General features: G+C 39.6%; 26 protein-coding genes and 1 riboswitch. Of the genes, 14 read left to right on the top strand and 12 right to left on the bottom strand.

Translation table 11 applies throughout. The features are described from left to right. Window positions 1–342 precede the first annotated feature (342 nt). Both ACTWQM_RS05035 and ACTWQM_RS05030 read left to right on the top strand, forming a co-directional pair. A complete protein-coding gene (locus ACTWQM_RS05035) occupies window positions 343–861 on the top strand; it encodes a protease complex subunit PrcB family protein (RefSeq protein ID WP_443257059.1) in 519 nt (172 codons plus the stop codon). A 101-nt stretch (window positions 862–962) separates the two neighbouring features. Continuing rightward, window positions 963–1,850: a nucleoside hydrolase gene (locus ACTWQM_RS05030; protein ID WP_443257058.1), complete on the top strand. Its 888-nt coding sequence runs from the start codon at window positions 963–965 to the stop codon at window positions 1,848–1,850. Between the two features lie 84 nt (window positions 1,851–1,934). Here the strand turns inward: ACTWQM_RS05030 and argH are convergent, their stop codons facing one another. The 3 genes from argH to argF are packed head-to-tail and all read right to left on the bottom strand — an operon-like array spanning window position 1,935 to window position 5,526. Continuing rightward, the gene (gene argH / locus ACTWQM_RS05025; RefSeq protein ID WP_443257057.1) at window positions 1,935–3,323 is read right to left on the bottom strand and encodes an argininosuccinate lyase; all 1,389 of its coding nucleotides are present in this window, start codon (window positions 3,321–3,323) and stop codon (window positions 1,935–1,937) included. 12 nt (window positions 3,324–3,335) lie between these two features. Continuing rightward, entirely contained in the window at window positions 3,336–4,553 is a 1,218-nt protein-coding gene (locus tag ACTWQM_RS05020; protein WP_443257056.1) for an argininosuccinate synthase, read from the bottom strand. Further along, window positions 4,546–5,526: an ornithine carbamoyltransferase gene (gene argF, locus ACTWQM_RS05015; RefSeq protein ID WP_443257095.1), complete on the bottom strand. Its 981-nt coding sequence runs from the start codon at window positions 5,524–5,526 to the stop codon at window positions 4,546–4,548. Before argF ends, ACTWQM_RS05020 begins: the two co-directional genes overlap by 8 nt. A gap of 137 nt (window positions 5,527–5,663) precedes the next feature. On the opposite strand from argF, the gene ACTWQM_RS05010 reads away from it, so the two are divergent. After that, window positions 5,664–5,924, top strand: a complete 261-nt coding sequence (locus tag ACTWQM_RS05010; RefSeq protein ID WP_443257055.1) for an alpha/beta fold hydrolase — start codon at window positions 5,664–5,666, stop codon at window positions 5,922–5,924. Between the two features lie 25 nt (window positions 5,925–5,949). After that, complete coding sequence (locus ACTWQM_RS05005; protein ID WP_443257094.1) at window positions 5,950–6,564, top strand: alpha/beta fold hydrolase; 615 nt, start codon at window positions 5,950–5,952, stop codon at window positions 6,562–6,564. Here the strand turns inward: ACTWQM_RS05005 and ACTWQM_RS05000 are convergent. Beyond that, a complete protein-coding gene (locus ACTWQM_RS05000; protein ID WP_443257054.1) occupies window positions 6,533–6,763 on the bottom strand; it encodes a hypothetical protein in 231 nt (76 codons plus the stop codon). The genes ACTWQM_RS05005 and ACTWQM_RS05000 overlap by 32 nt on opposite strands. Window positions 6,764–6,876: 113 nt before the next feature. Here ACTWQM_RS05000 and coaW point away from each other — a divergent pair, with 113 nt between their 5' ends. Then, a complete protein-coding gene (coaW, locus tag ACTWQM_RS04995) occupies window positions 6,877–7,695 on the top strand; it encodes a type II pantothenate kinase (protein WP_443257053.1) in 819 nt (272 codons plus the stop codon). 41 nt (window positions 7,696–7,736) lie between these two features. Here coaW and ACTWQM_RS04990 read toward each other — a convergent pair whose 3' ends face one another. Together ACTWQM_RS04990 and ACTWQM_RS04985 are read right to left on the bottom strand one after the other, a co-directional pair. Continuing rightward, on the bottom strand, window positions 7,737–8,927 hold the full coding sequence (locus ACTWQM_RS04990) for a D-alanyl-D-alanine carboxypeptidase family protein (protein ID WP_443257052.1): 1,191 nt from the start codon (window positions 8,925–8,927) through the stop codon (window positions 7,737–7,739). Between the two features lie 105 nt (window positions 8,928–9,032). Next, entirely contained in the window at window positions 9,033–9,635 is a 603-nt protein-coding gene (locus ACTWQM_RS04985) for a CBO0543 family protein (protein ID WP_443257051.1), read from the bottom strand. Between the two features lie 558 nt (window positions 9,636–10,193). Continuing rightward, a riboswitch (SAM riboswitch) is annotated at window positions 10,194–10,295 on the top strand. Window positions 10,296–10,360: 65 nt separating this feature from the next. Between ACTWQM_RS04985 and ACTWQM_RS04980 the strand changes: the two genes are divergently transcribed. After that, a complete protein-coding gene (locus ACTWQM_RS04980) occupies window positions 10,361–10,591 on the top strand; it encodes a hypothetical protein (protein ID WP_443257050.1) in 231 nt (76 codons plus the stop codon). Between the two features lie 105 nt (window positions 10,592–10,696). On the opposite strand, the gene ACTWQM_RS04975 is transcribed toward ACTWQM_RS04980, so the two are convergent. Continuing rightward, window positions 10,697–11,422: a LysM peptidoglycan-binding domain-containing protein gene (locus ACTWQM_RS04975; RefSeq protein ID WP_443257049.1), complete on the bottom strand. Its 726-nt coding sequence runs from the start codon at window positions 11,420–11,422 to the stop codon at window positions 10,697–10,699. A 131-nt stretch (window positions 11,423–11,553) separates the two neighbouring features. Here ACTWQM_RS04975 and ACTWQM_RS04970 point away from each other — a divergent pair, with 131 nt between their 5' ends. Beyond that, entirely contained in the window at window positions 11,554–12,168 is a 615-nt protein-coding gene (locus ACTWQM_RS04970) for a PH domain-containing protein (RefSeq protein WP_443257048.1), read from the top strand. A gap of 123 nt (window positions 12,169–12,291) precedes the next feature. Here the strand turns inward: ACTWQM_RS04970 and ACTWQM_RS04965 are convergent, their stop codons facing one another. From ACTWQM_RS04965 to ACTWQM_RS04945, 5 genes are all read right to left on the bottom strand, one after another. Continuing rightward, entirely contained in the window at window positions 12,292–13,830 is a 1,539-nt protein-coding gene (locus ACTWQM_RS04965) for a solute symporter family protein (RefSeq protein WP_443257047.1), read from the bottom strand. After that, complete coding sequence (locus tag ACTWQM_RS04960) at window positions 13,830–14,186, bottom strand: DUF485 domain-containing protein (RefSeq protein ID WP_443257046.1); 357 nt, start codon at window positions 14,184–14,186, stop codon at window positions 13,830–13,832. Before ACTWQM_RS04960 ends, ACTWQM_RS04965 begins: the two co-directional genes overlap by 1 nt. A 384-nt stretch (window positions 14,187–14,570) precedes the next feature. Continuing rightward, the gene (locus ACTWQM_RS04955; RefSeq protein ID WP_443257044.1) at window positions 14,571–15,329 is read right to left on the bottom strand and encodes a LytR/AlgR family response regulator transcription factor; all 759 of its coding nucleotides are present in this window, start codon (window positions 15,327–15,329) and stop codon (window positions 14,571–14,573) included. A 24-nt stretch (window positions 15,330–15,353) separates the two neighbouring features. Further along, a complete protein-coding gene (locus ACTWQM_RS04950) occupies window positions 15,354–17,093 on the bottom strand; it encodes a LytS/YhcK type 5TM receptor domain-containing protein (RefSeq protein ID WP_443257043.1) in 1,740 nt (579 codons plus the stop codon). Next, window positions 17,090–18,634: a solute symporter family protein gene (locus tag ACTWQM_RS04945; RefSeq protein WP_443257042.1), complete on the bottom strand. Its 1,545-nt coding sequence runs from the start codon at window positions 18,632–18,634 to the stop codon at window positions 17,090–17,092. Before ACTWQM_RS04945 ends, ACTWQM_RS04950 begins: the two co-directional genes overlap by 4 nt. Window positions 18,635–18,979: 345 nt before the next feature. On the opposite strand from ACTWQM_RS04945, the gene ACTWQM_RS04940 reads away from it, so the two are divergent. From ACTWQM_RS04940 to ACTWQM_RS04910, 7 genes are all read left to right on the top strand, one after another. Then, window positions 18,980–19,105 carry a hypothetical protein gene (locus tag ACTWQM_RS04940; RefSeq protein ID WP_443257041.1) on the top strand — a complete coding sequence of 42 codons (126 nt, stop codon included), beginning with the start codon at window positions 18,980–18,982 and terminating at the stop codon, window positions 19,103–19,105. Between the two features lie 199 nt (window positions 19,106–19,304). Further along, on the top strand, window positions 19,305–20,144 hold the full coding sequence (locus ACTWQM_RS04935; RefSeq protein WP_443257040.1) for a glycerophosphodiester phosphodiesterase: 840 nt from the start codon (window positions 19,305–19,307) through the stop codon (window positions 20,142–20,144). A gap of 185 nt (window positions 20,145–20,329) precedes the next feature. After that, window positions 20,330–21,487: a hypothetical protein gene (locus ACTWQM_RS04930; protein WP_443257039.1), complete on the top strand. Its 1,158-nt coding sequence runs from the start codon at window positions 20,330–20,332 to the stop codon at window positions 21,485–21,487. Window positions 21,488–21,736: 249 nt separating this feature from the next. Beyond that, window positions 21,737–22,057: a nucleoside triphosphate pyrophosphohydrolase gene (locus ACTWQM_RS04925; RefSeq protein ID WP_443257038.1), complete on the top strand. Its 321-nt coding sequence runs from the start codon at window positions 21,737–21,739 to the stop codon at window positions 22,055–22,057. 281 nt (window positions 22,058–22,338) lie between these two features. Then, window positions 22,339–23,379: an ABC transporter substrate binding protein gene (locus ACTWQM_RS04920; RefSeq protein WP_443257037.1), complete on the top strand. Its 1,041-nt coding sequence runs from the start codon at window positions 22,339–22,341 to the stop codon at window positions 23,377–23,379. Between the two features lie 69 nt (window positions 23,380–23,448). Beyond that, complete coding sequence (locus tag ACTWQM_RS04915; RefSeq protein ID WP_443257036.1) at window positions 23,449–24,435, top strand: ABC transporter permease; 987 nt, start codon at window positions 23,449–23,451, stop codon at window positions 24,433–24,435. Window position 24,436: 1 nt separating this feature from the next. After that, entirely contained in the window at window positions 24,437–25,231 is a 795-nt protein-coding gene (locus tag ACTWQM_RS04910; protein WP_443257035.1) for an ABC transporter ATP-binding protein, read from the top strand. The last annotated feature ends 57 nt before the right edge of the window (window positions 25,232–25,288 follow it).

The raw sequence follows: 25,288 nt of genomic DNA, 5'->3' as shown, positions 1-25,288 counted from the left end.
GAAGGAAATAGTCTAACCAAAACGGTTAACCCATAAAAAGAAGTAAAAACGGCTTCTTGTATTAAGTATGCCCAAAAAAGGGAAAAACAGCTTGGGACTTGACAGTTTTGTTCATATCAGCGGAACGAGGATCCGAACCCAAGCTTAAAACGAGGGTTTTTTAGGAAATAGCGGAATGAGGATCCGTCAAATCAGTAACCGGATCCTCATTCCATTAAAAAAGGGTCCTTCAACATAGGGGACTGAACTGCTTACTATCAGAATACACCTTTTAAAAAAGAAAAATGCAGGGAATTATAAGTAATAGAAGCTAGCGATTCTATCGAAAGGGGCAACATTAGAATGAAGCGGAATATTATATTAATGGTTTTATCAATTTTAATATTAACTGGCTGTGGGTCAGGGACTACGGAGGATCAATCAATGGGAGGAGAAAAGGAGACCACTAATCTTTCTTTCAAAACAATTAAAGTTGAAAATGCCCCGGATAGGGTTCAACAATGGATTTCTAAAAACAAATCAAAAAAGGCGGAAAAGGTATTCAATGTCGAAGGGATGACGTATGCAATTATCCTACTTGGTGAAAAGCCAACTGGCGGCTTTAATGTAGAAATTGAACAAATACAGAGGGTGAAAACTAATTCCTCACAATCAGATGGGCTTAACACTGTTAGCTACAAAGTGACAGAACCTGAAAAGGGAAGTATTAATATACAAACCCTTACGTATCCGGTGACAATAGCGGAAATGGAGGGTGAAACAAGTCGATCGTATCGGTTTCAAACATCAAAGCAAAAAGAATCTAAAGATACAGTTCTTATTGCGCCTCAAGAATTGACGAGTGATGGGGAAGTTAAATAAAAGTGACCATTGATAAAAGTGCAGGAGGAATTACATATGAATAGGCGAATTATCTTAGATTATGACCCAGGCCATGATGATGCGATGGCCATGATGATGCGATGGCCATGATGCTTGCTGCGTCAAAACTTAGCAACTTGAAGCTTGAGGCGATTACAACCGTAGCAGGTAATGTTGATGTGGAAAAGAATACAAAGAATGCTTTAAGGCTATGCGATCTTCTTGGATTAGATGATGTCCCTGTAGCAAAAGGAGCTGCACAGCCACTGATGCGTAAAATGAAAGCTGCTGCACATGTTCATGGTAAGAGTGGGCTGGATGGAACAAGTCTTCCCGAAGAGCCGATTAAACAAATAATTAATCAGCATGCTGTGGACTTAATCATTGAAAAAGTTACAGGCTCGGATGGAGATATTACAATTGTGCCAACCGGGCCATTGACGAATATTGCACTGGCAATTAGAAAAGCACCGCAAATCATTCCGAAAATAAAGGAAATCGTATTAATGGGTGGCGGAACATACGGCAATAGAACACCTGCAGCAGAATTCAATATATATGTCGATGCTGAGGCAGCTAAAATTGTCTTCGAAAGTGGTGTGCCAATTGAGATGTTTGGTCTTAACGTTACACACCAGGCGTTGGCAACTTCAGATAGAATGAAGGAAATGTCTGTTATCAACAATCCAGTTGCAAAAGCTGTTATGCAAATGATGAATTTCTATTCGCAAATATATCAAGGTAAACTTGGGTTTACTGGAGCTGCTGTACATGACCCTTGTCCTGTTGCTTATCTTATCGATCCCACAATGTTTGAAATGGAGCGCGTACGTGTAGACATTGAGACAAAAGGGGAATTCACCTACGGGATGACATGTGTGTACACAAACGGAATGACAGATAGGGAACAGAACGTGAATTTTGCTCGCACGTTGAATCAGGATAAGTTTTGGGATTTATTTATTCGTTCGTTAAAATCGTATTCCTAATTAAACATGCCCTGCATTTAGAGAAAAAATCAAGCCTTCTAAAATTATCTTTAGAAGGCTAACTAAATTAAATATGATGCGGTTTTAAGAAGTGCTAGTTCCAGCAAGCACTTCCTCGGCCTGTTGCAGTTGTTTACGAACCTGGTTTTCTGCCGTGCCGCCTGTGCTGTTTCTGGCATCTACAACATGCTTTGGCTCGAGTACAACAAAAATGTCTTCCTCAAATAGATTACTAAAGGACTGATATTCTTCTAGTGTCAACGCAAGTAAATATTTCTTATGCTCAATTGCATAAAGCACGATTTTTCCAATTATCTCGTGAGCCTGGCGAAATGGTAAGCCTTTCGTTACCAGGTAATCCGCAATATCAGTTGCATTGGAGTAATCCTGATCAACTGCATTGTACATGTTATCTTGTTTAACCTGCATCGTTTCAATCATTGGTGCAAGCAACCGCAACGATCCATCAATTGTCTTTACCGTATCAAGAAGACCTTCTTTATCTTCCTGCATATCCTTATTATAGGCGAGTGGGAGACCTTTCAGGACAGTTAATAACCCTAATAAGTTACCATGGACGCGTCCGGTTTTTCCACGTAATAGTTCCGGCACGTCAGGGTTTTTCTTTTGTGGCATAATACTTGATCCCGTACAAAAAGAGTCATCCAGCTCGATGAAATCAAACTCTTGACTCGACCATGTGACAAGTTCCTCTGATAACCGGGAAATATGCGTCATCATAATCGATGCAATGGATAGAAATTCCATGACAAAATCGCGGTCACTAACAGCGTCCAGGCTGTTTGGATAAACTGTGTCAAACCCTAGTAATTCTGCGGTACGTTCTCGATTAATAGGAAATGTCGTTCCAGCTAGCGCACCAGCGCCTAATGGCGACCAGTTAACCCGCTGTAAACTATCATTCAGGCGTTGTTTATCCCTTTCCAGCATCCAGAAATATGCAAGCAGATGGTGCGAAAATAATATGGGCTGTGCACGTTGCAAGTGTGTATACCCTGGCATAATGACAGCAATATTTGCTTTTGCTTGCTTGATAAAAGCTGCTTGGACGGATTCAACAAGTTTAATGATTTCTTTTGTTTTATTGTTAACGTAAAGATGGATATCTGTCGCAATTTGGTCATTACGGCTTCTTCCAGTGTGGAGTTTGCCGCCAACAGGTCCAATTTCGTCAATTAGCATTTGCTCAATGTTCATATGGATGTCTTCATTCTCAACCGCGTAATCGACCAGGCCGTTATTGATTTTCTCTTCAATGATTTTTAGGCCTCTAATAAGCTGGCTTGCTTCATCTCTGGTAATGATTTCACATTCGGCAAGCATGGTTACGTGGGCAATGCTCCCTTCAATATCTTCCATTGCAAACTGCTGATCAAACTCGATGGACGCTGTGAATTCTTCTACTAGTTCGTTGGTCGATTTAGTGAAACGTCCGCCCCATAGTTTTGACATTTGTAATCCTCCCTACTGCTTAACCGGATCAGTTGTTTTTTTATTGATTTCAGCGTGTACTTTCGTTGGTAATCCCCACAGTTTGATAAACCCAACTGCTGCTGTATGATCAAACATGTCCCCTTTTTCATAGGTAGCCAGCTCTTCGTTATATAAGCTATATTCGGACTTCCGGGCAACAACGAATTGATTTCCTTTAAAGAGCTTAACACGTACTTTTCCGGTTACAGTTTTTTGAGTCTCCAAAACAAATGCATCAATAGCGGGACGTAACGGTGAATACCACAGACCTTCATAAATCATCTTTGCATATTGCTGTTCAACTGTTTTTTTATATTGACTTACTTCTCTTGCATGTGTTAAAAACTCCATTTCCTGGTGGGCGTTGATAAGGATTAATGCTGCTGGGTTTTCGTAAACCTCTCGTGATTTAATCCCAATTAAGCGATTCTCAATATGATCAATTCGCCCAATACCATGTTTGCCACCAGCTTCGTTCAATGTCTCAATTATATCAACAAGTTCCATTGGTTCGTCATTTAGTGCTACTGGGATGCCGCCTTCAAAGGTGATATCAACATATTCAGATTCATCCGGAGTAGCCTCGATTGGATTGGTCCATGCAAATGCTTCCTCTGGTGCTTCGTTCCATGGGTTTTCCAGTACACCTGCTTCACAAGCTCTTCCCCAAATATTTGCATCAATCGAAAATGGATTGTCTAAATTAGCTGAGACCGGAATACCTTTTTCTTTTGCATAAGCAATTTCTTCATCCCGGGTCATTCCCCATTCTCTTACAGGTGCCACCACTTGGAGGTCAGGATTAAGCGCATTAATGGAGACCTCAAAACGTATCTGATCATTTCCTTTTCCGGTACAGCCGTGAGCAACAGCTACTGCGTTTTCCTGTTCTGCTATATCGACAAGTAACTTCGAAATTAATGGTCTGCTTAACGCTGAGGATAATGGGTACTTGCCTTCGTATAGTGCATTTGCTTGCAATGCTGGCATTAAATATTCTTTTGCAAGCATATCTTTAGCATCGATGACGATTGATTTAATGGCACCAACATTTAATGCCTTTTGACGAACTGTTTCTAAATCCTTTTCTTCTCCTAAATCAATTGCCAGTGCAATAACATCATAATTATATTTTTCCTGTAACCATTTAATCGATACAGATGTATCTAAACCACCTGAATATGCTAACACTATTTTTTCTTTAGTCATGGTTAATCCCTCCATCTTCTAATAATAATTTTAACAAAGCTTTTTGTGCATGCAGGCGATTTTCCGCTTCATCAAACACTACTGAATGCGGTCCATCAATGATGCCTGCTGTAACTTCTTCTCCGCGGTGGGCAGGTAAGCAATGTAAAAAAATGAAATCCGATTTTGCGTTTTCACACAGGCTTTCGTTTACCTGATAAGGTGTAAAAATTTTATTTCGCTGATCATTTTCATCTTCGTGCCCCATACTCGACCATACATCGGTAACAATAATATCTGCATCTTTTACCACTTCATATGGATCTTCACCGTATTCTACTTTCGTATCATTTTGCTCAGCTTCTTGCTTCATTTGCTCGAGTATCTCCTGATTCGGTTCATAACCGGTTGGACAGGTAATAGCGATATCCATTCCAACTTTTACTGCACCTTCGATTAATGAATGACACATGTTGTTATTTCCATCACCGAGGAAGGCAAGTTTTAATCCTGAAAGTTTCCCCTTATGTTCATAAATGGTTAAGAGGTCAGCAAGCACCTGTGTTGGATGATGCAAGTCGGTCAATCCATTAATAACAGGGACAGTTGCATGCTGTGCATAGGATTCAACAGTGTCGTGACTGAAGGTTCGGATCATCAAGCCGTCAACATAGCGAGATAACACGTTTGCCGTATCAAAAGTTGATTCTCCGCGACTAATCTGACTGTCATTGGAACTAAGGAAGATGGCCTCTCCTCCAAGCTGAAGCATGCCTACTTCAAATGAAACTCTTGTACGGGTAGATGCCTTTTCGAAGATCATTCCAAGAACTTTTCCTTTTAAATAGGGCTCCAGTGTTCCTTCCTTTGTCTGTTTTTTTAAAGCAACAGCCTCGTCTAACAGTCCAGTTATTTCTGCTTTACTTAACTGGTTTAACGTTAAAAAATCCTTTTCCTTTAATTGCGGTTTTGAAATTGTGCTGGCCACTAAAATCAAATCCTTTCCGGTTCATTATTAGATTATGTATCATTATACATAGTTGTGTATAAAAATACAACAGTTATTTTACAAAATTATTAATTTTTTTGATAAACTTGAATTAATCAAATATATGATGAGGTGAAGAGTGAATGGGAAGTGGCTTATATGAATGGGGGAACAGAGAAAATACGACATTGGTGTTTCTTCATGGAATGGGGAGCACGGGGTTAAGCTTTGGAGAATTGGCACAGTATTTAACTGACTATCATGTCGTTTCATTTGATCTTGTCAGGAATGGAAGAGATAAGTCTTTGTCAGAGGAAAAAGCGTTCTGGCCATCTTGTATGGCAGAAGAGGTTGAGAAAGTCGTTAAGGGCTTAGGGAAGTCGGAAATTTACCTTGGCAGATAAGAAAGTATAACTACTTTCTTACTGCATAAGTACAACTAAGGCAATTCGCCCAAAGGCTTGGCGAATGCCAAGTTTTCTAATCGGGCATTCATGGGGGGCACATCTTTCTTTGTATTATACGAAAGGCTATCCGAAGCAAGTTAAGGGTGTGATTTTGCTTGATGGGGGTTATATACAGGAAATAAAGAGTGACACGTTGGAGGATGAGCTTGTAAGTATAGAGAAATTCCATAATAGTGTTCGCTTTTCTTCGTGGGAGGCATTTATACAATCAGAGAAGAGTGAGATGTCAAGATGGTCACCTGAGATTGAGGCAGCAGCCAAGTCGCAGGTTACGGAGGTAAACGGAGAAATCCGGTTAGCTCTACCAGTTTCTGATGCGAAAGCAATTGTAAAAGGAATTTATGCCGAGCCAACAAGTAAGATTCTGCAACAGATTATATGTCCGGTACTGTTGTTCAGAAGTACGCTTCCGAAAGAAATGGAAGGTTTTCGGCAACAGCAAGCTAACCACTTTTTAGAAAACACACCGGATGTACAGGTTCGTCCGATACCCAATACAACGCATAATATTTATGTTGATGCTCCTGGTGAAGTGTCCAAGACTATTAAAGAATGGATTCAACATAAGTCTGACTAGACATGTAGGCGTCGTGTAGCGTGATTTCTTCCCCATTCTGATTAAATTTGTCGTTATCTTCATTATAAAAATAATCCATAATTAATAGATAAACCATTGAAGCGATGAACAAAAATAGTAGAATAATAGCGGTCCAAGCTACGGAGGTTGTAAAAATCTTGAAAAACCTTGAGTCTTTCATTAGTTTTAATAAATGCATATTACGTCCCTCAATTCAGGTTCTTATTTAATCCTATCAAATAATAGTTGATGAACGAAATGTTTTTGTTTTTTTTACGGTAATAAAAAACTGTTAGGGGAGAAATGATAAAAATGAATCAAACGAAAATTGGAATTGATGCTGGCGGCACACTTGTAAAAGTAGCCTATTGGGAAAATGATAATATTGTCTATCAAACATTCCCTTCACAAGCTATTGGCGATGCTATCTCATGGCTATATAATACCTTTAAGAATCCCGCTGTTTGTATCACTGGCGGGAAAAGCCAGTTATTTGCGGAAAAACTGACAGCTCCTGCTGAAATGGTGGTTGAATTTGACGCAACTAACCGTGGGATACAGTTTTTGGCTGATCAGCAACGATATGCAATCGAGAATAATTTTATGTTTGTAAACGTTGGTACTGGGACATCAATTCACCTTGTTAGTGATAGGGAACAACAGCGGATTGGAGGATCTGGTATTGGCGGTGGAACTTTAATCGGACTTGGCTACTTATTAACCGGAGTTGAGGATTATGCATGGATGGTACAGTTAGCTAGTAACGGTGACAGGGGCAACGCTGACCTTAAAGTGAAGGATATCTTCGAGGGGGCGCTATCGCCAATATCCGGAGACTTGACTGCCAGCAACTTTGGGAAAAAGGAGTCAATGATAGCGCAGCCCCCCTCAAATGCAGACAAGTTGGCAGCAGTAATTGGGATGATAGGTGAAGTAATCGTTACGATAAGCTTGCAAATGGCAGCCCAACATAACGTCGACTTCATCGTTTATATCGGTTCGTCGTTTCGGTCAAATCCTCTTCTGCAGGATATTATTGAAGAATACACTAGACTGGCAGGAACAGAGCCAGTGTTTCTGGGAAATGGTGAATATAGTGGAGCTATTGGAGCCTTGTTATCACCTGATTGAAAAAGAGCTTGGATCGTCGTCCAAGCTCTTGTATATAACTATTATTGATTACCCAGATACTGTTCCAGCGTAGTATTATTGCTGTCAATGTATTTGGCGGCTTTCTTGCCGACGTAACGAAGGTGCCAAGGTTCGTATTGATAACCGGTGATACTAGTTTTACCTTTTGGGTAGCGGATGATAAAACCGTACTCACTAGCATGTTGTTTAACCCATTGCCCTTCATCGGTATTTGCGAATTTTGTATTCAGACGGTAATTGATATCAGCGCTTGTGACATCCATTGTCAGTCCTGTTTGATGCTCACTTTCCCCGGCTTGTGCACTAAATTGGTTTGCTGCTTCGCGCCCGTGCTCACGAGCATTTGCCGCGAAAATTGCTTCTTGCCTATCGTATGAACGGTAACCAGACTGAGCGAAAAGGTCAACCCCTGCCTTATCTCCAGCATTAAACATATTCTCAAGTGCATTTGCTGCTACTTGTCGCATTTGTTTTTTGGGCAAGTCTTCTGTAAATGGAAACCTTACATTTGGATTAACGAGATTACCTGGGACATAGTCTGCTGGTAATTGGTTATTTTTATTAACCAAAGCAAGAATACTTGATGGGTTAGATACTATATTACTATTGTTTTCATTGTTGTCTTGCTTTTCTTTAGTATCGTTATTTTTTTCCAGACCAGTGCCCGGATCTATTTCTAATTCACCATCTATTGCTTTTTGTATATATTCACGTGTACCCTCCCCGTAAATACCGTCAATTTTCAAGGCAGATACCTGCGCTTGAAAATCTTTTATCGCCCAGACAGTGGTCCATCCTAGATCGCCATCAACTGTCAACGAATAACCTAATCGGTTTAGGGCTTCCTGCATCATACTAACTTTTTCGCCATTATCTCCATGTGATAATGTTCCGACAGGCAGGAGTCTTTCTTCAGTACTGCCATCATCTTCAATTTTCTGTTTTTCGGAAGAATCATCCTGTTCTTCTGATGAGTCATCTGACGAGTTATTATTTTTCTTATCATCTTTTTCTGGTTGGTTTTTTGTTTCTTTATCAGACTTGTTATCTCTCGGGGATTCATCCGACTTTTCTTTATCTTCCGTTACATTTTCCTGATTAGATTCATCCTGATCACTTGCAGATTCAGGCGAATCACCCTGGCTACAGGCCGTTAAAAATAGACATAACAATGATATAATAATTACTAATAACGCTTTTTTGTTAGACATGTAAATCTCCCCTATTACTTTTTTAACCCTTCATTTATATAGACGATATAAAAAGCTAAAACATTCATTATTTCCATAGAAAAGAACAGAAGAAATAAGAATTATCTATCTCTCCTGTTCCAATTTTTTAAAATACATAATGATTCCCCAGCATATTATGCCTAAAAGCCAGTAAATGGGGAATGAATAAATATGTTTCCAGTATATTGCTTTGTAAAGGCCTAGCCATACCATAATCGGCTCAGCAGCAAAGGCTAAAAAAGCAGCTAGCAGTCCTGAAAATATGAGGAATTTTTTAAAATTGTCACTCCACAGCTGATAACAAAACATATAGGAAATGATTACAACACCAACATCATAAGGATATAATTGCGGGCGTAAATATGGTGAAAGGATGTAAGGATAAGTCCAGGCTAGGGCGTTGCTTCCAATAGAATCAAGAATAATTGCTGCAACACCATAGAATAATCCGAATGCTGTAATCTCGATAATTCTTTTCTTATTAACTAACATCCACCAGATAATCGCGGGCAGTAAGCTGAGCATAACCAAGAACCACCATCTAGGTGTTAAATATACTTTCTGATGCCAATATGCTTTAAGTGTGTCATTGAATTCTCTGTGGTCTTCAATTAATTGGGACAATGAAACATTCAATAGGCTTAATTCGTAGAGTGGGATAAGATTTTGAATGATTATCACTACCATTAAACTCACCGCAATCCGTTTTTTACTAGTTGCTTTTCTGTATGTTTTACTGCTCTTTAACCCTCTGAGTTGCTATAAACTGCAACGTAACTGCTGGAATAATCTTTATAAACTCTCGTCCCACCGTTCGGGATCGCTACGGGCGGATGCTTTCCGCGGGAAGGGCCTTCATTTAGCTACTCTGCGGTGTCTTCGGACCGTGCTTTCACACATTTATTCTATAGCGAATCATACTCCAGTCAACAGCGGAGGAAATACACGTAGACTCCTGTGGGAACTAAGGCCTAGATGAGACTTCGCACCGACGTAGGAGCAAGAAGGCTGATCAGCCGCCCTTGGTGCGCGAAGTGTATTTCCGAAGCGGTATAACAGCGCTAAACTGTTTAAAAAGTATGTCGCAGTTTATAATCACTACGGTATGATTTCATTACTTTGATAAGGCAACAAACTTTTAGAAAACAGCCTTTATAGTAGTGTAACCCAACATCGATGAATTAATGTGCTGGTGATTATGTATTGAAATATCATGAAAATTCATATATACTTTATGTAAGTGAATAGCTATCAAGAGTGATCGAGAGAACTGGCTCAACGACGTCACAGCAACCTGCAAATGTAAGGTGCTCCCACCAGCAAGGCCTATGCTTTGAGTGATAAATCGGTAGAAAACCCCTTTATGCATCCAACGCATGAAGGGGTTTTTAATATGTGAAGGAGGAATTATTATGAAACATTTTATTGTCGAAAATGGCAAAGTAACATGGATGACAAAGGAGGAGTTTGATGAACTCCCGGGGCGTCATGTGTCGGAGGTAACGAAGGATATGACGCCAGAGGAATTAGAGAGATTCAAAAAGGAACGTTATGAGAAATTTGTTAAGCCTTTGATGGAGTATAATGTTGAGAGTATAGAAAGGAAGAGAGCATCTCAGAAATCTGACTTGAATCGTGAGTGAAATTTAATAGAGGTTAGCTTTTAAGAGTCTTTAAAGGCTGCGTATATAAATTTCCGCAGCAATAGGTAAGCTGAGTAAGAGGCATATGCCTTCTACTCAATTAATCTAGGCAAATAGTTCAGGAAATTGTTTTACTACTGCAGTTGAAATGGCGTCCGACATCGTTAAAGCTTGTTCCTCAATTTCATCATATATTTGAATATCTTTCTGGTAATCCATATTTATCATAAATACTGCTTCCTGTTTTGTTAAATCTAAGTGCTGATAAAACATATCTCTAACACCCTTCTCGGACAAATAAGGATTTACACTGCTCCAGAACCTGGCAATCTCATCTGCATTAGCGTACCATTTTTGTTCAGCGGCCATTGCTGCTTGCTGATCACCTGCTACTGCAGCTTTAACAAGGTCAGCGGCAAATAAGAGATGTTCTTTTATCAAATTAGCGTATATATCAGCTAGACGGTCACCATAGCAGGGTCTGATTGCATCCCCCATGTCTGTAGCATTTTGCAGAAGACGTGCGATAACAAATTCCACATCCGGTAGATTAAACGTCAAACTGATAATTGTCATTCTGGTCCAAGCAACATGCTCTTCCCAAAGTTTACGATTACTGCTTCTAAATTCGAATTCTGCTTGACTGATACAATCATCCTGCCTGAAAGTGGATTGTTTCACTGGAATAAGCAGGCGTTTCCCCACTCGAAGATTGTACGGGTCTATCCCGGGATTATCTTTGAAAATCTGTTCTGCTGGTGTACGGAATCGCTCAGCCAGCAACCCGAGATGATCACCTGGCTGAACAGTGTAATAAAATTCTCTATTCATGTTGGTCTTTCACTCCTCCGTTTTGAATATCGTAACAGCCTATTCACAGACAGAGGAATGGGTGAGTGTCATTGGAGTCCATTAATGGTATAATAATTCTGAAAATAATTATAAGAAGGGGAGTCACAGGAATGTTTAAAAAATTAGCTTCAGATGCACTGGGTTTATCCGATATTGGCAGGATTATTGGCCCCGAGGACTATGATAAGACAGACGCGGATGATTACGTCCGACACGAAGATGATGAAAAAATCTACTTCCTTATTAAGACAAAAGCAGATGAATATTGCTTCACCAACCTGGCACTAATTCATGTGAATGGGGAAAATGCTGCTTCTTCTAAACGAACGCTAAATCGTTATCCATACTCACAATACAAGATATCAGATGTATCCCTTGAGACAGCAGGGAAAATCGATTTGGATATCGAAATTAAATTTACGTTAGGAAAAGAACCGCTAAGCATTGATGTGCATAAAGACGAGATTGTTAAATTAAAAGATTTATATAAGGCGTTATTATTTATAGCTGAAACAACCCACGAAAATGCAATTATTACAGAAATGGCTGGGGAGAGCTTAAATAAAGCCGTGACAGTACTGCAACACTCAAGAACTTCTGAAACGAAACTTGCAGAACAGTATAAAGAGTTAACGGAGTTTGGATTCGACTGGCTGAAATCAATTCGTGAAGAATATCATGAGAAAGACTTCGGAGACGTTTTTGAGAAGTATATTAATAACTAGAGGTTGAGTGGAGCACTGTTCCGTCTTTCTTTTAGCTAAATGAGATGAGAATGTAAGTCAACAGAGAACTATCAAATAAAACAAAATGAGCGGCCGCCATAATAGCGGTCGCTCATTATTGATTCAGCTTCCTGTTTCCCGATATCCAGTATTTGCTTTTACCTTAACTTCAGCGTATCGTTTCGCACTGGTGTCTTTAGAGAATATAGTACCAAGGTAGCCTCCAAGGAAACCTAGTGGAACTGAAACAAGTGCAGGGTTTGAAATAGGGAAGATTGGATCCCCGACAAATAATGCTGCACCCTCTACCGGCGAAAACACACTTGGACTAATGGACACAAGGATTAACGCTGAGAACAAACCTGTTAACATTGCTGTAACGGCACCAGCTGTATTAAACTTCTTCCAGTATACCGTATAAAGAATGACTGGAAGGTTTGCACTTGCTGCAATACAGAAGGCTAGCGAAACAAGGAATGCCACGTTTAAGTATTGCGCAAATAATGCCAGAATAATTGCAAGCACAGATACTGCCAAAGAAGCATAACGTGCTGCCCGCATTTGCTGTAAATCAGACGCTTTTCCTTTTTTAATAATTTGTCCATATAAATCATGGGCGAATGCTGATGCACCTGATAGGACCAAACCGGCAACTACTGCCAGAATGGTGGCAAAAGCAACTGCAGATATGAATGCGAACAGGATTTCTCCGCCTAATGCTTCGGCCAGCAGTGGTGCCGCCATGTTACCGCCAGGATTCGCTGCAAGAATATTTGATTCGCCAACAAATGCAGCTGCACCAAACCCAAGGAATAAAGTCAGTACATAAAATATACCGATTACCCATGTTGCGGTAATTACAGAACTTCTTGCTGTTTTAGCATCTTTAACCGTGAAGAAACGCATAAGTATATGTGGTAAACCAGCCGTTCCAAGTACTAACGCAATCATTAGGGAAATGGTTCCCAGTGGGTTTGTATACTTGAGACCTGGCTTCAGATAATCTGCTCCATTACTCGTAACAGTTTTAACATCATTGAACATATCGACAATGTTAAAGTTAAACTTCAATAAAACAAGGAACGAAATAATGACCATTCCAGCCATAAGCAGAACAGCTTTTACGATTTGAACCCAACTGGTGGCAATCATTCCACCAAATAATACATAGATTGTCATCATAACACCAACAATCAGAACAGCTATCCAATAAGGTATGTCAAATAATAGCTGGATAAGGGCTCCTGCTCCAACAAGTTGTGCAATCATATAAAAGACAGAGATTGTTATCGTGTTAAGGGCTGCAGCTCCCCTGACTTTCTTTTCATCGAACCGTGCCTTAAGCATATCTGCAAGTGTATATTTTCCAAGATTCCGAAGCGGCTCTGCCACTAAGAATAGAACAACCAAATAGGCAATAAGGAAACCGATACTATAAAAGAACCCATCAAAGCCATATAATGCGATTGCGCCGGCAATTCCAAGGAAGGAAGCGGCTGATAAATAGTCACCTGCTATTGCAATCCCATTTTGCCAACCCTTCAATCCGCCGCCAGCTGTATAAAAGTCAGTAGTTGACTTGGTATTTTTAGCAGCATAGTACGTAATAATGAGTGTTAGTACGACAATAGCAAGAAAAAGAATTACGACAGTTGCATTCATCAGCTATTACCTCCTTTGTTGTTAATTTGCTCGTCAATGATTTCATCTGTCAGCCTGTCAAAGAATGCTGCTTTTTTTACATAGATCGTACAAAGAACCCACGTCATAACAAATTGCGCAAAGGCAAATATCCAAACCCATGAAATATCACCGATCACCGGTGTGTTCAGGAAAGTTGTATAGGATGTTAGAACGGGAAGTAAAAAATAAAAGACAAGGAAAAATATAGTTAAGGGAACGATGAACTTTTTCCTGTCGTTCATTAAACGTTGAAACTTCTCACTTTGCTCTATTTTCACAAAATCGATCTTGCCATCTGTCTGATCATCTGCCTTATAGTCGCTTACATTACTCATAATCACACTCCTCATCTGTAGTTAGAGAGGCTTTAGCTTCCCCGTGGAAACCTCTCCTGATTTTAAAACTATTCTTCCATTGTTGACAGGTCGCCGGTTGGAAGACCAAGATCCCATGCTTTTAAAACGCGACGCATTATTTTTCCGCTTCGAGTTTTTGGTAAAAAGTCGCGAATTTCAATTTCCCTTATTTACCTTGGATCTGCATGGGCTGCTAATCCTTTCTAACGAACAGCCTGCCAACTGATTAGCCGACTTGAATCACCTCCGCATTTATCTGAAAGCGCTTACTAAACAGTATAAATGACCGGAGTATTTTGGAGAGCAAAATTGTATCAATTGTAACTATTTGAGTCTGAATAGTCTAAAATCAATCATCAGTGGTTATTGTTTAAATACATCTAGAAGTACTTTTCTTGCTGAGCGACTTACAGGTAATGATGTGCCGTTTTTATCGTTAAGTGTTACATTACTCGACCCGTTAAACCATGGCGTAATTTCCCGGACGTGATTCAGGTTTACTAAATAGCTTCGATGTGTCCGAAAGAAAGAAAGTCCATGCAATTTTTCCTCCAATTCCTGTAATGTCATCCGGCTTTCGATCACTTCATCCTTTGTATGGATTTCAAGCATTCGTTTGAATGGGACCGCATAATAGATGGAATCCGGTGACAAAACAACCATTCGTTCCCCGTCATCAACGAGCAATTTTGATGCAGGGGAATGGACTTCAAGCTGGAGGGGCTTGTCTTCGTTGGTATCCAATTGTGCTATTTGTTTTCGGATTCGTTTCATCGTCTTTTGAAAACGCGTATCATCATAAGGCTTTAATAAATAATCGACAGCTTCAATTTCAAATGCGTCAATCGCATATTCATCGTAAGCGGTTGTGAAGACGAATAATGGTGGCTGAATATAGGAAAGTTCTTTAATTCGTTTTGCAGCTTCAACTCCAGCCATCCCCGGCATTTGAACATCAAGGAAAATAACGTCAGGTTCATGCTCCACGTATAGATCTATTAATTGCTGACCGTTCTCAGCACTTGGATATGTAGTGACATCCTGTTCTTTTTTCAGTAAGTCGATTAGTTCTTCACGGGTAAACTGTTCATCTTCAGCAATCAGGGCATGAATATTTTTCATGATAATAAGTACCTCCTCGTACCATTAATCTTTATACGGAATTTTAAAATAAACTTCACTTCCATTAGAGGGTAAGTTACGGATATGCAAACGTGCTGATTCTCCCAGTAAACGGGTTAAGCGCTGGTTAACATTATATAACCCCGCACCCCCATCTTGATTTGCCGACAATGAAGCATTCCCTGCTATGTCTATAATATCTTGAGGAAAGCCACAGCCATTGTCACTGACTGTTACTTGGATACATGTATCCAACTTTTCGATTGTCACATTTATGATTCCGTCTTTTGAAACATTTTTTAACCCATGCTGTACACTGTTTTCAACTAGTGGCTGAATCGTTGATGGTGGAATGAACACCTCTGAAATGCCATCCGTTTCTGAAAAAATAATTTGCAGCTGACTGGAGAAACGGGTTTGAACAATTTTAATATATGCTTTCACATGCTGGCATTCTTTTTCCAGATGTACTAGTGATGATGAAACAAGTCCGATATTAAATCGCATATAGTGTGCCAGGTTTACCGTGATTTGGCGTGCCTTTTCCGGATCTTTTCGAAATAATGCCGCAATCAAGTGAAGTGTATTAAATAGAAAGTGCGGATTAATCTGTGCTTGTAGATTTCTCAGTTCTGCATCTCGTATGTGTGTTTTCATCTTTTCCGTTGCAATCGTATTAAGCTGGTTGGATATTAACTGCCCCAATCCTTGTGCCAGCATTAGCTCTACCGGACGAATGTGCTGTGCTTTGCGAAAGTAAAATTTGATAAGTCCTGTTGCGTCATTTGCATCCATAATAGGAATAATGATGGCAGCTTCCAATGGGCAATTTCTGTGCTTACACTGAATTTCCGTACGTGAATGGGCAATTTGCATCTGTTTTGAATAAATTGCCTGGTGGGATAATGCGGTAATAATCTCATCCCCCACCTGGTGATGATCTTCAGCAAGCCCCTTATGTGCGAGAACTTCTTTTTCATTCGTTACGGATACTGCGGCTAGTTTCAAACGGTCATATAGTAAATTAGCTATTCCAGACGCCATATCGTGTGAAGAGTCTTTTTTTAAAAAAGGAAGAGCTTCTTCTGCGATGGTTAAAGCCTGTTTGGTTGCCAGTGCAGCCTCATTCTCCTGTTCACGCAGTACAATGCTGATCATCGCCGTAAATATGGCAATGGCAATACTGTTGGATAAAACAAGCGGCAGGCCAATCGTATTTACAATGGCGATGATATTATCTGAATGTGGCTCAAATATGAGCAGCAACTGCATCTGCAGAATTGGTGGAAATACGCCGATAAATAACGCCTTCCAAGGGGAAATTACTCGTTCGTTTGAAAAAAATTGCGCGGTTAATCCTGCAAGTAACCCTGTCAGTGGATTGACCAGACTATTTGCTAAAAAGCCGATACCCCCAAGGTAAAAAAGGTGGGTGCCGGCAATCAGTCCTGCCCCAAGTCCTACAATAGGTCCGCCTAACAATCCAGCTATAACGATAGCCACCAAGCTGGAACTGACCGCCATTTGGTCATCACCGACAGACCAGATAAATGCCCGGCTAACAACAACACCCTCTTCCATGACAATCCCGGTCACCGTGCCGGCAATTCCGAAAAGGCCAAACATACAGGCATGTACAAGTGACATTCGCTTCGAATATTCACGATAAAGTAATGACTTGAAACCAGGGATTCGTGTAAGCACGAAAGCAAATACCAGCAATAAGCCCAGTCGTTCAAACAAAGTAATTGTCAAGTACTTCACTGGTTGTCCTCCTTCGTATCAATCCCGGTCTGTGCTTTTACATGAAATCGTCTGAATTCACGGCTGCTATGCTGTGGCTCACGTGTAAATATAGAACCAAGATATGCACCTAAAAATCCAATGGGAATAGCAATGATGCCAGGATTATGCAAAGGGAAGAGAGGTTCGCTCGGTATCCAGCCACCATCCGGATTCATAATATGCGGGCCGAATATTAAAAGTATAAGAGATGCAGTTAATCCACATACCATCCCGGTAATTGCTCCTGATTGTGTAAAGCGCTTCCAATAGATCGTAAATAAAAGGATAGGCAAATTACTCGAAGCGGCAACAATGAATGTTAAGGAAACAAGGAATGTAACATTAATATTCCGCAGTCCAAGCGCAAATAATGTGGATATGAGCCCAACGACAAATGCTGTCCATCGCGCAGCACGTATTTGTTTATGTTCAGTAGTTTGTCCTTTTTTAATAATGTGGTAATAGATATCATGGGAAAAAGCAGTTGTAGCAGAAATCACCAAGCCAGCGACTACCGCAACAATGGTCGTAAACGATATTGCTGCAATGAAGGCCATTAGGAAGTCCCCGCCCAGCTCACCAGCTAATAATGGTGCAGCCAAATTCCCGGTTGTATCATGTGCAATCAGTTCCTCGTAACCGATAAGCGCAACCGTACCAAGTCCAAGAACAAGTGTAATGATATAAAATATCCCTATAATCCAGCTTGCAGTTAACAGTGACCGTCGAACCTCAAGCGTATTTCGAACGGTAAAAAAGCGTATTAAAATATGCGGGAGACCTGCCGTTCCAAGGACTAAAGCCAAATGAAGCGATAGCGTTTCCAGTGGATTGCCGAACAAATTACCGGGCATGAAAAATTGATCACCTAAAGGAGTACCTAGTTTAACTTGTGTAAGCAGCTCCGCAATGCTCCAATCAAAACGTGAGAATACAATTAATGAAAGCAGAAAAGTCCCTGACAAAAGCACAACCGTTTTCACGATTTGCACCCATGACGTCGCAAACATTCCTCCAAACACCACATACACTGTCATTAAACTCCCGATTATAAGTACCGAAGTGGAATAATCAATATCAAGAAGTAAGCGAATCAAAAGTCCAGCAGCAACCAGTTGCGGAATCATATACAAAATAGAAATGATAAACGCGCCAATCGCCATCATCCAGCGCATCTTATAACTTGGAAAACGTGAACAGACCACATCACCAAGCGAATAAGTCCCCAAATGATGTACAGGTTCTGCTATAAAAAACAACACTATTAAATAAGAGACTAAAAAACCAATCGCATACAGGAAACCATCAAAGCCATTGATTGCAATTGTACCCACAATCCCTAAAAAGGAAGCAGCACTTATGTAATCACCTGCAATCGCCATCCCATTCTGCACCCCTGTTAAGCTTCCAGCTGCAATATAAAATTGGTTTGTTGTCTTGCTTTGCTTTGCCGCCCAATAGGTAATAATTAATGTGCAAACAATAATACATGAGAAAAACAGGAAATAGGTAAGGTTCATGGAGCCACCTTCTTCTTTCAGAAATCTATATATGTCTATTTATATACTAATTGGAATAGTTTAAATTTAACAAATTTTGTTCTACTTTAAATAGTACTTTAATTGCCGTTATAAGTAAAGATTGAGGGAGGGTGTCTCTTCCTTCCATAACATGGTGCTTTATTCACACAGAAATTTAGGAATTATTTACGTACCATTAATACTAGATTAATAACTTACCTGTAGTGTAGACAACCAGTTGCAATAATTGAGTTAAATACTGGAGAAAAAATAAGTTGGGAAGAAGAATTTTATCTGGAACATCTAAACGGAGAATTTGATCCTGGGCAAGAGAAGACAGGAACGATGGGGTTTATTGTTGACGAAACGAATATTGAGGCTATCAAATCTTTTAAACTATCAACAAGCGAAATTCTTGATGTAAACAAAGATATTATTGAAAAACCAGAAACTGTACATATTGAATTTTAAACAAGAGTATGAAAATCAGTTGGATTAGTGAGAAGGTTAGGTGGATAGTGCTTCGTATTATGTTTTTAGTGACTTTTGTCATGCTACTAATCTCGTGGTTTTCTTTGCAAAAAATTATTTTTGCATTCATTCGAAATTAATAATCTCTCTTTAAAATGATAGATGACAGACAAATAAACGATAAGGGAGAGGATTATTAATGAGACTTATTTTTTCTACTTTTTTGATCGGAACAGTTTTTTTGAACGCGTTCGGTGCATCAGCTTATGCGATGGAGGATACTCCTTCCAAACAGCAAGAGGTTGCAAATGTTGCACACCGTGGTGCTTCTGCCCATGCACCTGAAAATACGATGGCCGCATTTGAAAAGGCAGTTGATATGAAGGCAGGTTACATCGAAATTGATGTTCAAATGACGGAGGATGAAGAATTGGTTGTAATCCATGATATAACAGTAAACCGTACTACTGATGGCAGAGGTTTTGTCGGGGATTTATCGCTTGAAGAAATTCAAGCACTGGATGCAGGAAGCTGGTTCGGGAAAGAATTTGCGAATGAACAGATTCCTACATTTGAAGAAGTCATCGATGCATATCGTGGGAAAATAGGGATTTTGATCGAACTGAAGTCACCGGAGTTATATCCTGGTATTGAAGAAAAAGTTGCAGATGTCTTAATCGAACGTAATATGCAACATCCTCAAAACGAGAAAATCATTATCCAATCATTCAATCATGAATCCATGCAAGTATCCAAGGAACTTTTACCGAATGTTCCTCATGGCGTACTAGCCGGTATGACTTGGGATGGAGTAACCGAGGAGCAGTTAGCCAACTTCGCAACCTATGCCGATTATTTTAATCCTAATTTGAATATAGTTACAGATGAGCTTGTGACAAGTGTACATGAAGAAGGTATGGAGATTTATCCTTACACGGTACGGGCGCAGAAAGAAGCTGATAAGTTAATCAATCTTGGTGTCGACGGGATTATTACCGATTATCCGGAATATGTGTATAAACATCCGGTAAATAATTAAATTTTAATAGGCATATAGAATCTGCCGAACTTGCGAGGGTTTGGCAGATTCTTTGTGGTTTCCAAGGGATATGAAGGAACTGTTACTCTGTTTAAGCTTCTTTGTTTGGATTAGTATAAAACGGGTATTATAAGGAAAATAGTCGAAAATAACGTATGTACATAGCAGCAGGGGAGGTTCTTGATATGAAAAAAATGACTGTAGGAATAATCCCAGCTCCGGAACTACCAGAATCGATTGCTTATAAATTAGTGGACAAATTGCCGGATGCATTCTCCGGCCATATTGATAAAGACCTCTCGTGGGAGGTTGAAATAGTTCGTGATCCACTAACAGGCGCTGCCGAAAAAGTGGACGAGATTATTAATAGAGCAGCTGATTTAAAACAGGAACATAATTGGGATTACGCTGTATGCCTGACAGATCTTCCTATCTTTTCGGGGAAAGATGTCGTACTAGGTGATGTTAATGATAAAGAAGGAGTAGCTCAAATTTCTATTCCAGCTTTCGGAATTTTGCCAGTTGGTAAACGTGTGGAAAAAGCAATCATTCAAATGGTTAGTGAATTATATTATCGAGTGAACGGTCATGGTAAGGTTTTAAATAAGGATATAGATAGTGCAGCCATAAATAATTTGCGTTTATTACGAAGTGATTCCGCTTTTTCTCCAATTCGTAAAGTCAATCCGCCTGATAGGATAGAAAAGGCTGATGTACGCTTTATTGTTGTTCCTAGAGTTAATGGACGGCAAAGATTACTCTTTGGGATGGCTCATGCGAACAGACCCTGGACAATTATTCCTGCATTTAAACGTGTAGTCGCCATAGCATTTGCCACTGGCGCTTATGGACTAGTATTTCCCTCCCTTTGGAATCTCAGCGTGGCTTACGGATCTACACGTTTCATCGTTTTAATGCTGGGAGCTATACTAGGTATGATTATTTGGGTAATTTTTGCACATAATTTATGGGAGAAGCCAACTAAGAAAAGTCACAGGAAATTAAGGCTGCTATATAATACAGCTACAGTAATAACCCTGGGGATTGCTGTATTGGTATACTATACAATGCTCTTTATACTGTTTCTGGTTGCGGTAGCCTTTTTTGTGCCACCAGAAGTATTTGCCGAAACAGTAGGACTGGAAGGAGAAGTCAGTTATAAATATTATTTTCATTTGACGTGGCTTGTTACCTCTGTTGCAACTGTAGTAGGCGCAATCGGCTCAGGACTTGAAAGTGATAAGGTTGTACGAAATATTATGTACGGTTATCGCCAACAGCAACGTTATAAGGAAATGGAGCATTACGATGATTTTTTAAAGGATGAAGAAGATTATAAATAATGTGGAAGGCTGAATGGTAGGTGGAGCGTACAATTTTAACTAAATTAATTGCAACCATTGCTGTTGTAAATAGATAGGAGCTATCTGCAAAATGCTTAGTAACATTTGTTACTAGGCATTTTTATGTTTATTTTAATAACCTATTAAATTTCTAATGAATCTAGAATACTATCTTGTTATAATTGAAGTAATTATAGTAACTGTAATTTAGAATAGCTTTAAATAAACCAAACGAAATGAGAGTGTCAAATGCCAACATACAACAAGCTAATACGAGACAAAATACCGGGAATCATCGCAATAACGGGAAAGAAGGCAAATACTGCAACGCTTTCTGATGAAGATTATATAAATGAACTTAGAAAGAAGACTAAAGAGGAACTGCAGGAATACTTAGCTGCTGAAAATGACGCAGATGCGTTAGAAGAGTTAGCTGATCTACTGGAATTAATGCACGCATTGACAAATGTGCATGGTAGCACGATAGAAGATGTTGAGAAGATCCGCGAGAAAAAAGCAGAACAACGTGGAGGGTTTAATGATAGAGTATACCTGGTCGATGTAGAGTAGCAAGAGGTTAAGACAGATTAAAAGAACACTATAAGTAGTTAAGTAGTATATATATAATGAATCCTTCAGAATACGGAGAAGGGTTCATATTTTTTTATTACCAACATGTTCTAACGAATAAATATTCATTAAAATACTAATTTAATGACCTTTACGCTTGCATTATTTATATTTATAAGGATTTATGTATAAAAACAGTGTTATTCAATTTGTTCTGTGATATAATATGGCATAAATCTTTTGAATATTTCTAAAAAGTGAATAATCCAGGGGGTAAAAAAATGAAGAAAAAATGGCTAACTTTTCTAATTATAGCTTTGATTAGCTTACTAACATTGGCTGCTTGTGGAACCAGTGAAGATGCTGAAGGTGAGCAAACTTCAGGATCAGGAGAAGCAACAGATCAAAATGCTGATCAGGAAGAGGAAAAGCAGTCCTATACAATAGGGGCTACTCAAATTGTTGAACATCCATCATTGGATGCTGCTTACAATGGATTTAAACAAGCGGTTGAAGAAGCGGGTTTGGATGTAGAGTTTGATCTGCAGAACGCACAGAATGATCAAAACAATGCAAGTCTTATAGCACAGAACTTTGTGGCAGATAATGTTGATTTAATCTTTGCAAATTCAACACCGAGTGCCCAAAGTGCATTGCAGGCGACACAGGACATTCCGATTATTTTTACATCTGTTACGGATGCAGTGGGAGCAGGTCTAGTAGATGGGATGGATCAACCCGGAGAAAATATCACGGGGGTACTTGACCTTCACCCGGATGCGATTAAGAACACGGTAAATTTTATCGATACGTACTTTGAGGGTTCAAAGGTTGGGCTTATTTACAACGCTGGTGAGCAAAACTCTGTATCTCAGATAGAAGCGGTGAAGGCAGAAATTGAAGGTTCAAGCTTGAGTGTAGCTGAGCGTACTGTTTCAACATCTGCTGAGGTACAACAGGCAGCGACAACACTTGTAGGTGAAGTCGATGTTATGTATATTATTACGGATAACACAGTTGTATCGGCATTAGATAGTGTCGTTGGTGTAGCAAATGATCAGGATATTCCATTGATTGTTGGTGAACCAAACTCACTCAAAAAAGGTGGTTTTGCCACATACGGAATCGACTATCATACAATTGGTACTCGTGCAGGTGAAATGGCGGTAGAAGTATTAACAGGCGAAAAGACAACTGCTGATATTCCGGTAGAATACCCAGCAGAAATGCAACTGTTTATAAATAAAGAAGCAGCAGAGGAACAAGGCATCGAGTGGAACGAAGAGTGGGATGAAAAAGCTCAGTTCGTTGAGCCTGAATAAAGAGATAGGAATTTGGCCCCTTTCTTAGAGGGGCCAATTGTATCCTTTGCTGTAGAGGGAGGACATCTTGTGTTTATATCAATGTTTGGAGCAGTTGAATCAGGAATAATATACGCGATAATGGCGCTTGGTGTATACCTATCTTTTCGTATTTTGGATTTTCCGGATTTAACAGTAGATGGAAGTTTTGTAACGGGCGGTGCTGTCGCTGCCATTTCAATTATAAATGGAACAGATCCTGTAACAGCTACGATTCTGGGTACAATAGCCGGATTTGTAGCAGGCAGTATAACAGGTGTTCTTCATACAAAGGGAAAAATAAATCCATTATTATCAGGTATTATCATGATGATTGCACTTTATTCTATTAATTTACGGATAATGGGTCGTCCAAATTTATCCCTTCTCAATGAAACAACCCTTTTTACACAGGTTGAAGGATTTTGGAAAGGAACGGGTTTTGATCAAGCGCTCAATGGTCTGATGAAAACGATAGGTTTAGCGCAAGTTCCCAGTACATGGGCTATTCTTATTTTCATGATATTCGTCAGTATTCTAATTAAGCTATTGACCGACTATTTTCTTAAAACAGAGGTTGGACTGGCGATCAGAGCTACTGGGGATAATCAAAAAATGATCCGAAGTTTATCGGCTAACACCGATACATTAATCATTCTGGGTCTTGGTGTTTCCAACGCATTTGTTGCCTTGTCCGGCGCATTAGTTGCCCAATACGGCGGTTTTGCCGATGTTGGTCTTGGAATTGGGATGATTATTACTGGTCTTGCCTCGGTCATTATTGGGGAAGCCCTATTTGGAAAACGAACAATCGCCATTACAACGATTGCCGTAATCGGTGGTGCAATTATTTATCGTATTGTGGTAACACTTGCTTTACGTGTTGAGTTTTTAGAAACGGGTGATATGAAATTAATAACCGCACTACTTGTTGTTGCTGCGTTAATTACACCAAAAATAATGAAGGCACAAAAAGAAAAAAAGCGGCGCCGGCAAAAACGAAAAGAACTAAACAGTTCCACGGCGGAGGGGGCTTAGTATGTTAGATCTTCATGATATTTCCTTAACATTTAATGAAAATACACCTGATGAAAAAAAGGCGTTGCAGCAGGTGAATTTAACAATGGATAAGGGTGAATTTGTTACTGTTATCGGTAGTAATGGAGCCGGAAAATCAACCCTGATGAATGTCATTTCCGGGACACTAATTCCAGATGTAGGATTTGTTACTATTGGGAATAAAAAAGTGACCGGTTTACCAGAATATAAACGGTCAAAATTAATTGGAAGGGTTTTTCAGGATCCGATGGCAGGTACAGCCCCAACCATGACAATTGAAGAAAACTTAGCCATGGCCTACGCACGTGATAAAAAACGCACACTTCGCATTGGGGTAACCAAAAAGCGAAAAGAATTGTTTCGTGACTACTTAAAAACACTCAATTTAGGCCTGGAAGATCGTCTGACAGCAAAGGTAGGATTACTTTCTGGGGGAGAACGACAAGCATTATCGCTGTTAATGGCTACGTTTACCGAGCCAAATATTCTTATGCTAGATGAGCATACTGCTGCACTTGACCCATCCCGTGCAGAGTTAATTAAAAATCTAACAAAAGATGTAGTGGATAAATTCAATTTAACTACATTAATGGTCACTCATAACATGCAACAAGCATTAGATCTAGGGAATCGTCTGATTATGATGGATAAGGGTCAAATCATTTTGGATGTAAAAGGGGAAGAAAAACAGAAACTGACAATCGAAAAGTTATTACATGAATTCAAGCGAATTAGAGGAGAACAATTTGAAAGTGATCGTGCAATCTTAGGATAAGTGAAAAGGTGGTTCAAATGCTCGCGGTAAATGCGGGCTATTGAACCACCTTATTTT

Source organism: Virgibacillus sp. L01, from assembly GCF_052246775.1.
In the GTDB taxonomy this organism is placed as follows: Bacteria; Bacillota; Bacilli; order Bacillales; family Amphibacillaceae; genus Lentibacillus.
The sequence above is the reverse complement of the archived record's forward strand: the minus strand, read 5'-3'. Positions and strand labels throughout refer to the sequence as shown.

Coding starts and splice junctions, on each gene's coding strand:
- ACTWQM_RS05035 (WP_443257059.1), top strand. CDS start 343: ATGAAGCGGAATATTATATTAATGGTTTTATCAATTTTAATATTAACT.
- ACTWQM_RS05030 (WP_443257058.1), top strand. CDS start 963: ATGGCCATGATGCTTGCTGCGTCAAAACTTAGCAACTTGAAGCTTGAG.
- argH (WP_443257057.1), bottom strand. CDS start 3,323: ATGTCAAAACTATGGGGCGGACGTTTCACTAAATCGACCAACGAACTA.
- ACTWQM_RS05020 (WP_443257056.1), bottom strand. CDS start 4,553: ATGACTAAAGAAAAAATAGTGTTAGCATATTCAGGTGGTTTAGATACA.
- ACTWQM_RS05010 (WP_443257055.1), top strand. CDS start 5,664: ATGGGAAGTGGCTTATATGAATGGGGGAACAGAGAAAATACGACATTG.
- ACTWQM_RS05000 (WP_443257054.1), bottom strand. CDS start 6,763: ATGCATTTATTAAAACTAATGAAAGACTCAAGGTTTTTCAAGATTTTT.
- coaW (WP_443257053.1), top strand. CDS start 6,877: ATGAATCAAACGAAAATTGGAATTGATGCTGGCGGCACACTTGTAAAA.
- ACTWQM_RS04990 (WP_443257052.1), bottom strand. CDS start 8,927: ATGTCTAACAAAAAAGCGTTATTAGTAATTATTATATCATTGTTATGT.
- ACTWQM_RS04985 (WP_443257051.1), bottom strand. CDS start 9,635: ATGGTAGTGATAATCATTCAAAATCTTATCCCACTCTACGAATTAAGC.
- ACTWQM_RS04980 (WP_443257050.1), top strand. CDS start 10,361: ATGAAACATTTTATTGTCGAAAATGGCAAAGTAACATGGATGACAAAG.
- ACTWQM_RS04975 (WP_443257049.1), bottom strand. CDS start 11,422: ATGAATAGAGAATTTTATTACACTGTTCAGCCAGGTGATCATCTCGGG.
- ACTWQM_RS04970 (WP_443257048.1), top strand. CDS start 11,554: ATGTTTAAAAAATTAGCTTCAGATGCACTGGGTTTATCCGATATTGGC.
- ACTWQM_RS04965 (WP_443257047.1), bottom strand. CDS start 13,830: ATGAATGCAACTGTCGTAATTCTTTTTCTTGCTATTGTCGTACTAACA.
- ACTWQM_RS04960 (WP_443257046.1), bottom strand. CDS start 14,186: ATGAGTAATGTAAGCGACTATAAGGCAGATGATCAGACAGATGGCAAG.
- ACTWQM_RS04955 (WP_443257044.1), bottom strand. CDS start 15,329: ATGAAAAATATTCATGCCCTGATTGCTGAAGATGAACAGTTTACCCGT.
- ACTWQM_RS04945 (WP_443257042.1), bottom strand. CDS start 18,634: ATGAACCTTACCTATTTCCTGTTTTTCTCATGTATTATTGTTTGCACA.
- ACTWQM_RS04940 (WP_443257041.1), top strand. CDS start 18,980: ATGGGGTTTATTGTTGACGAAACGAATATTGAGGCTATCAAATCTTTT.
- ACTWQM_RS04935 (WP_443257040.1), top strand. CDS start 19,305: ATGAGACTTATTTTTTCTACTTTTTTGATCGGAACAGTTTTTTTGAAC.
- ACTWQM_RS04930 (WP_443257039.1), top strand. CDS start 20,330: ATGAAAAAAATGACTGTAGGAATAATCCCAGCTCCGGAACTACCAGAA.
- ACTWQM_RS04925 (WP_443257038.1), top strand. CDS start 21,737: ATGCCAACATACAACAAGCTAATACGAGACAAAATACCGGGAATCATC.
- ACTWQM_RS04920 (WP_443257037.1), top strand. CDS start 22,339: ATGAAGAAAAAATGGCTAACTTTTCTAATTATAGCTTTGATTAGCTTA.
- ACTWQM_RS04910 (WP_443257035.1), top strand. CDS start 24,437: ATGTTAGATCTTCATGATATTTCCTTAACATTTAATGAAAATACACCT.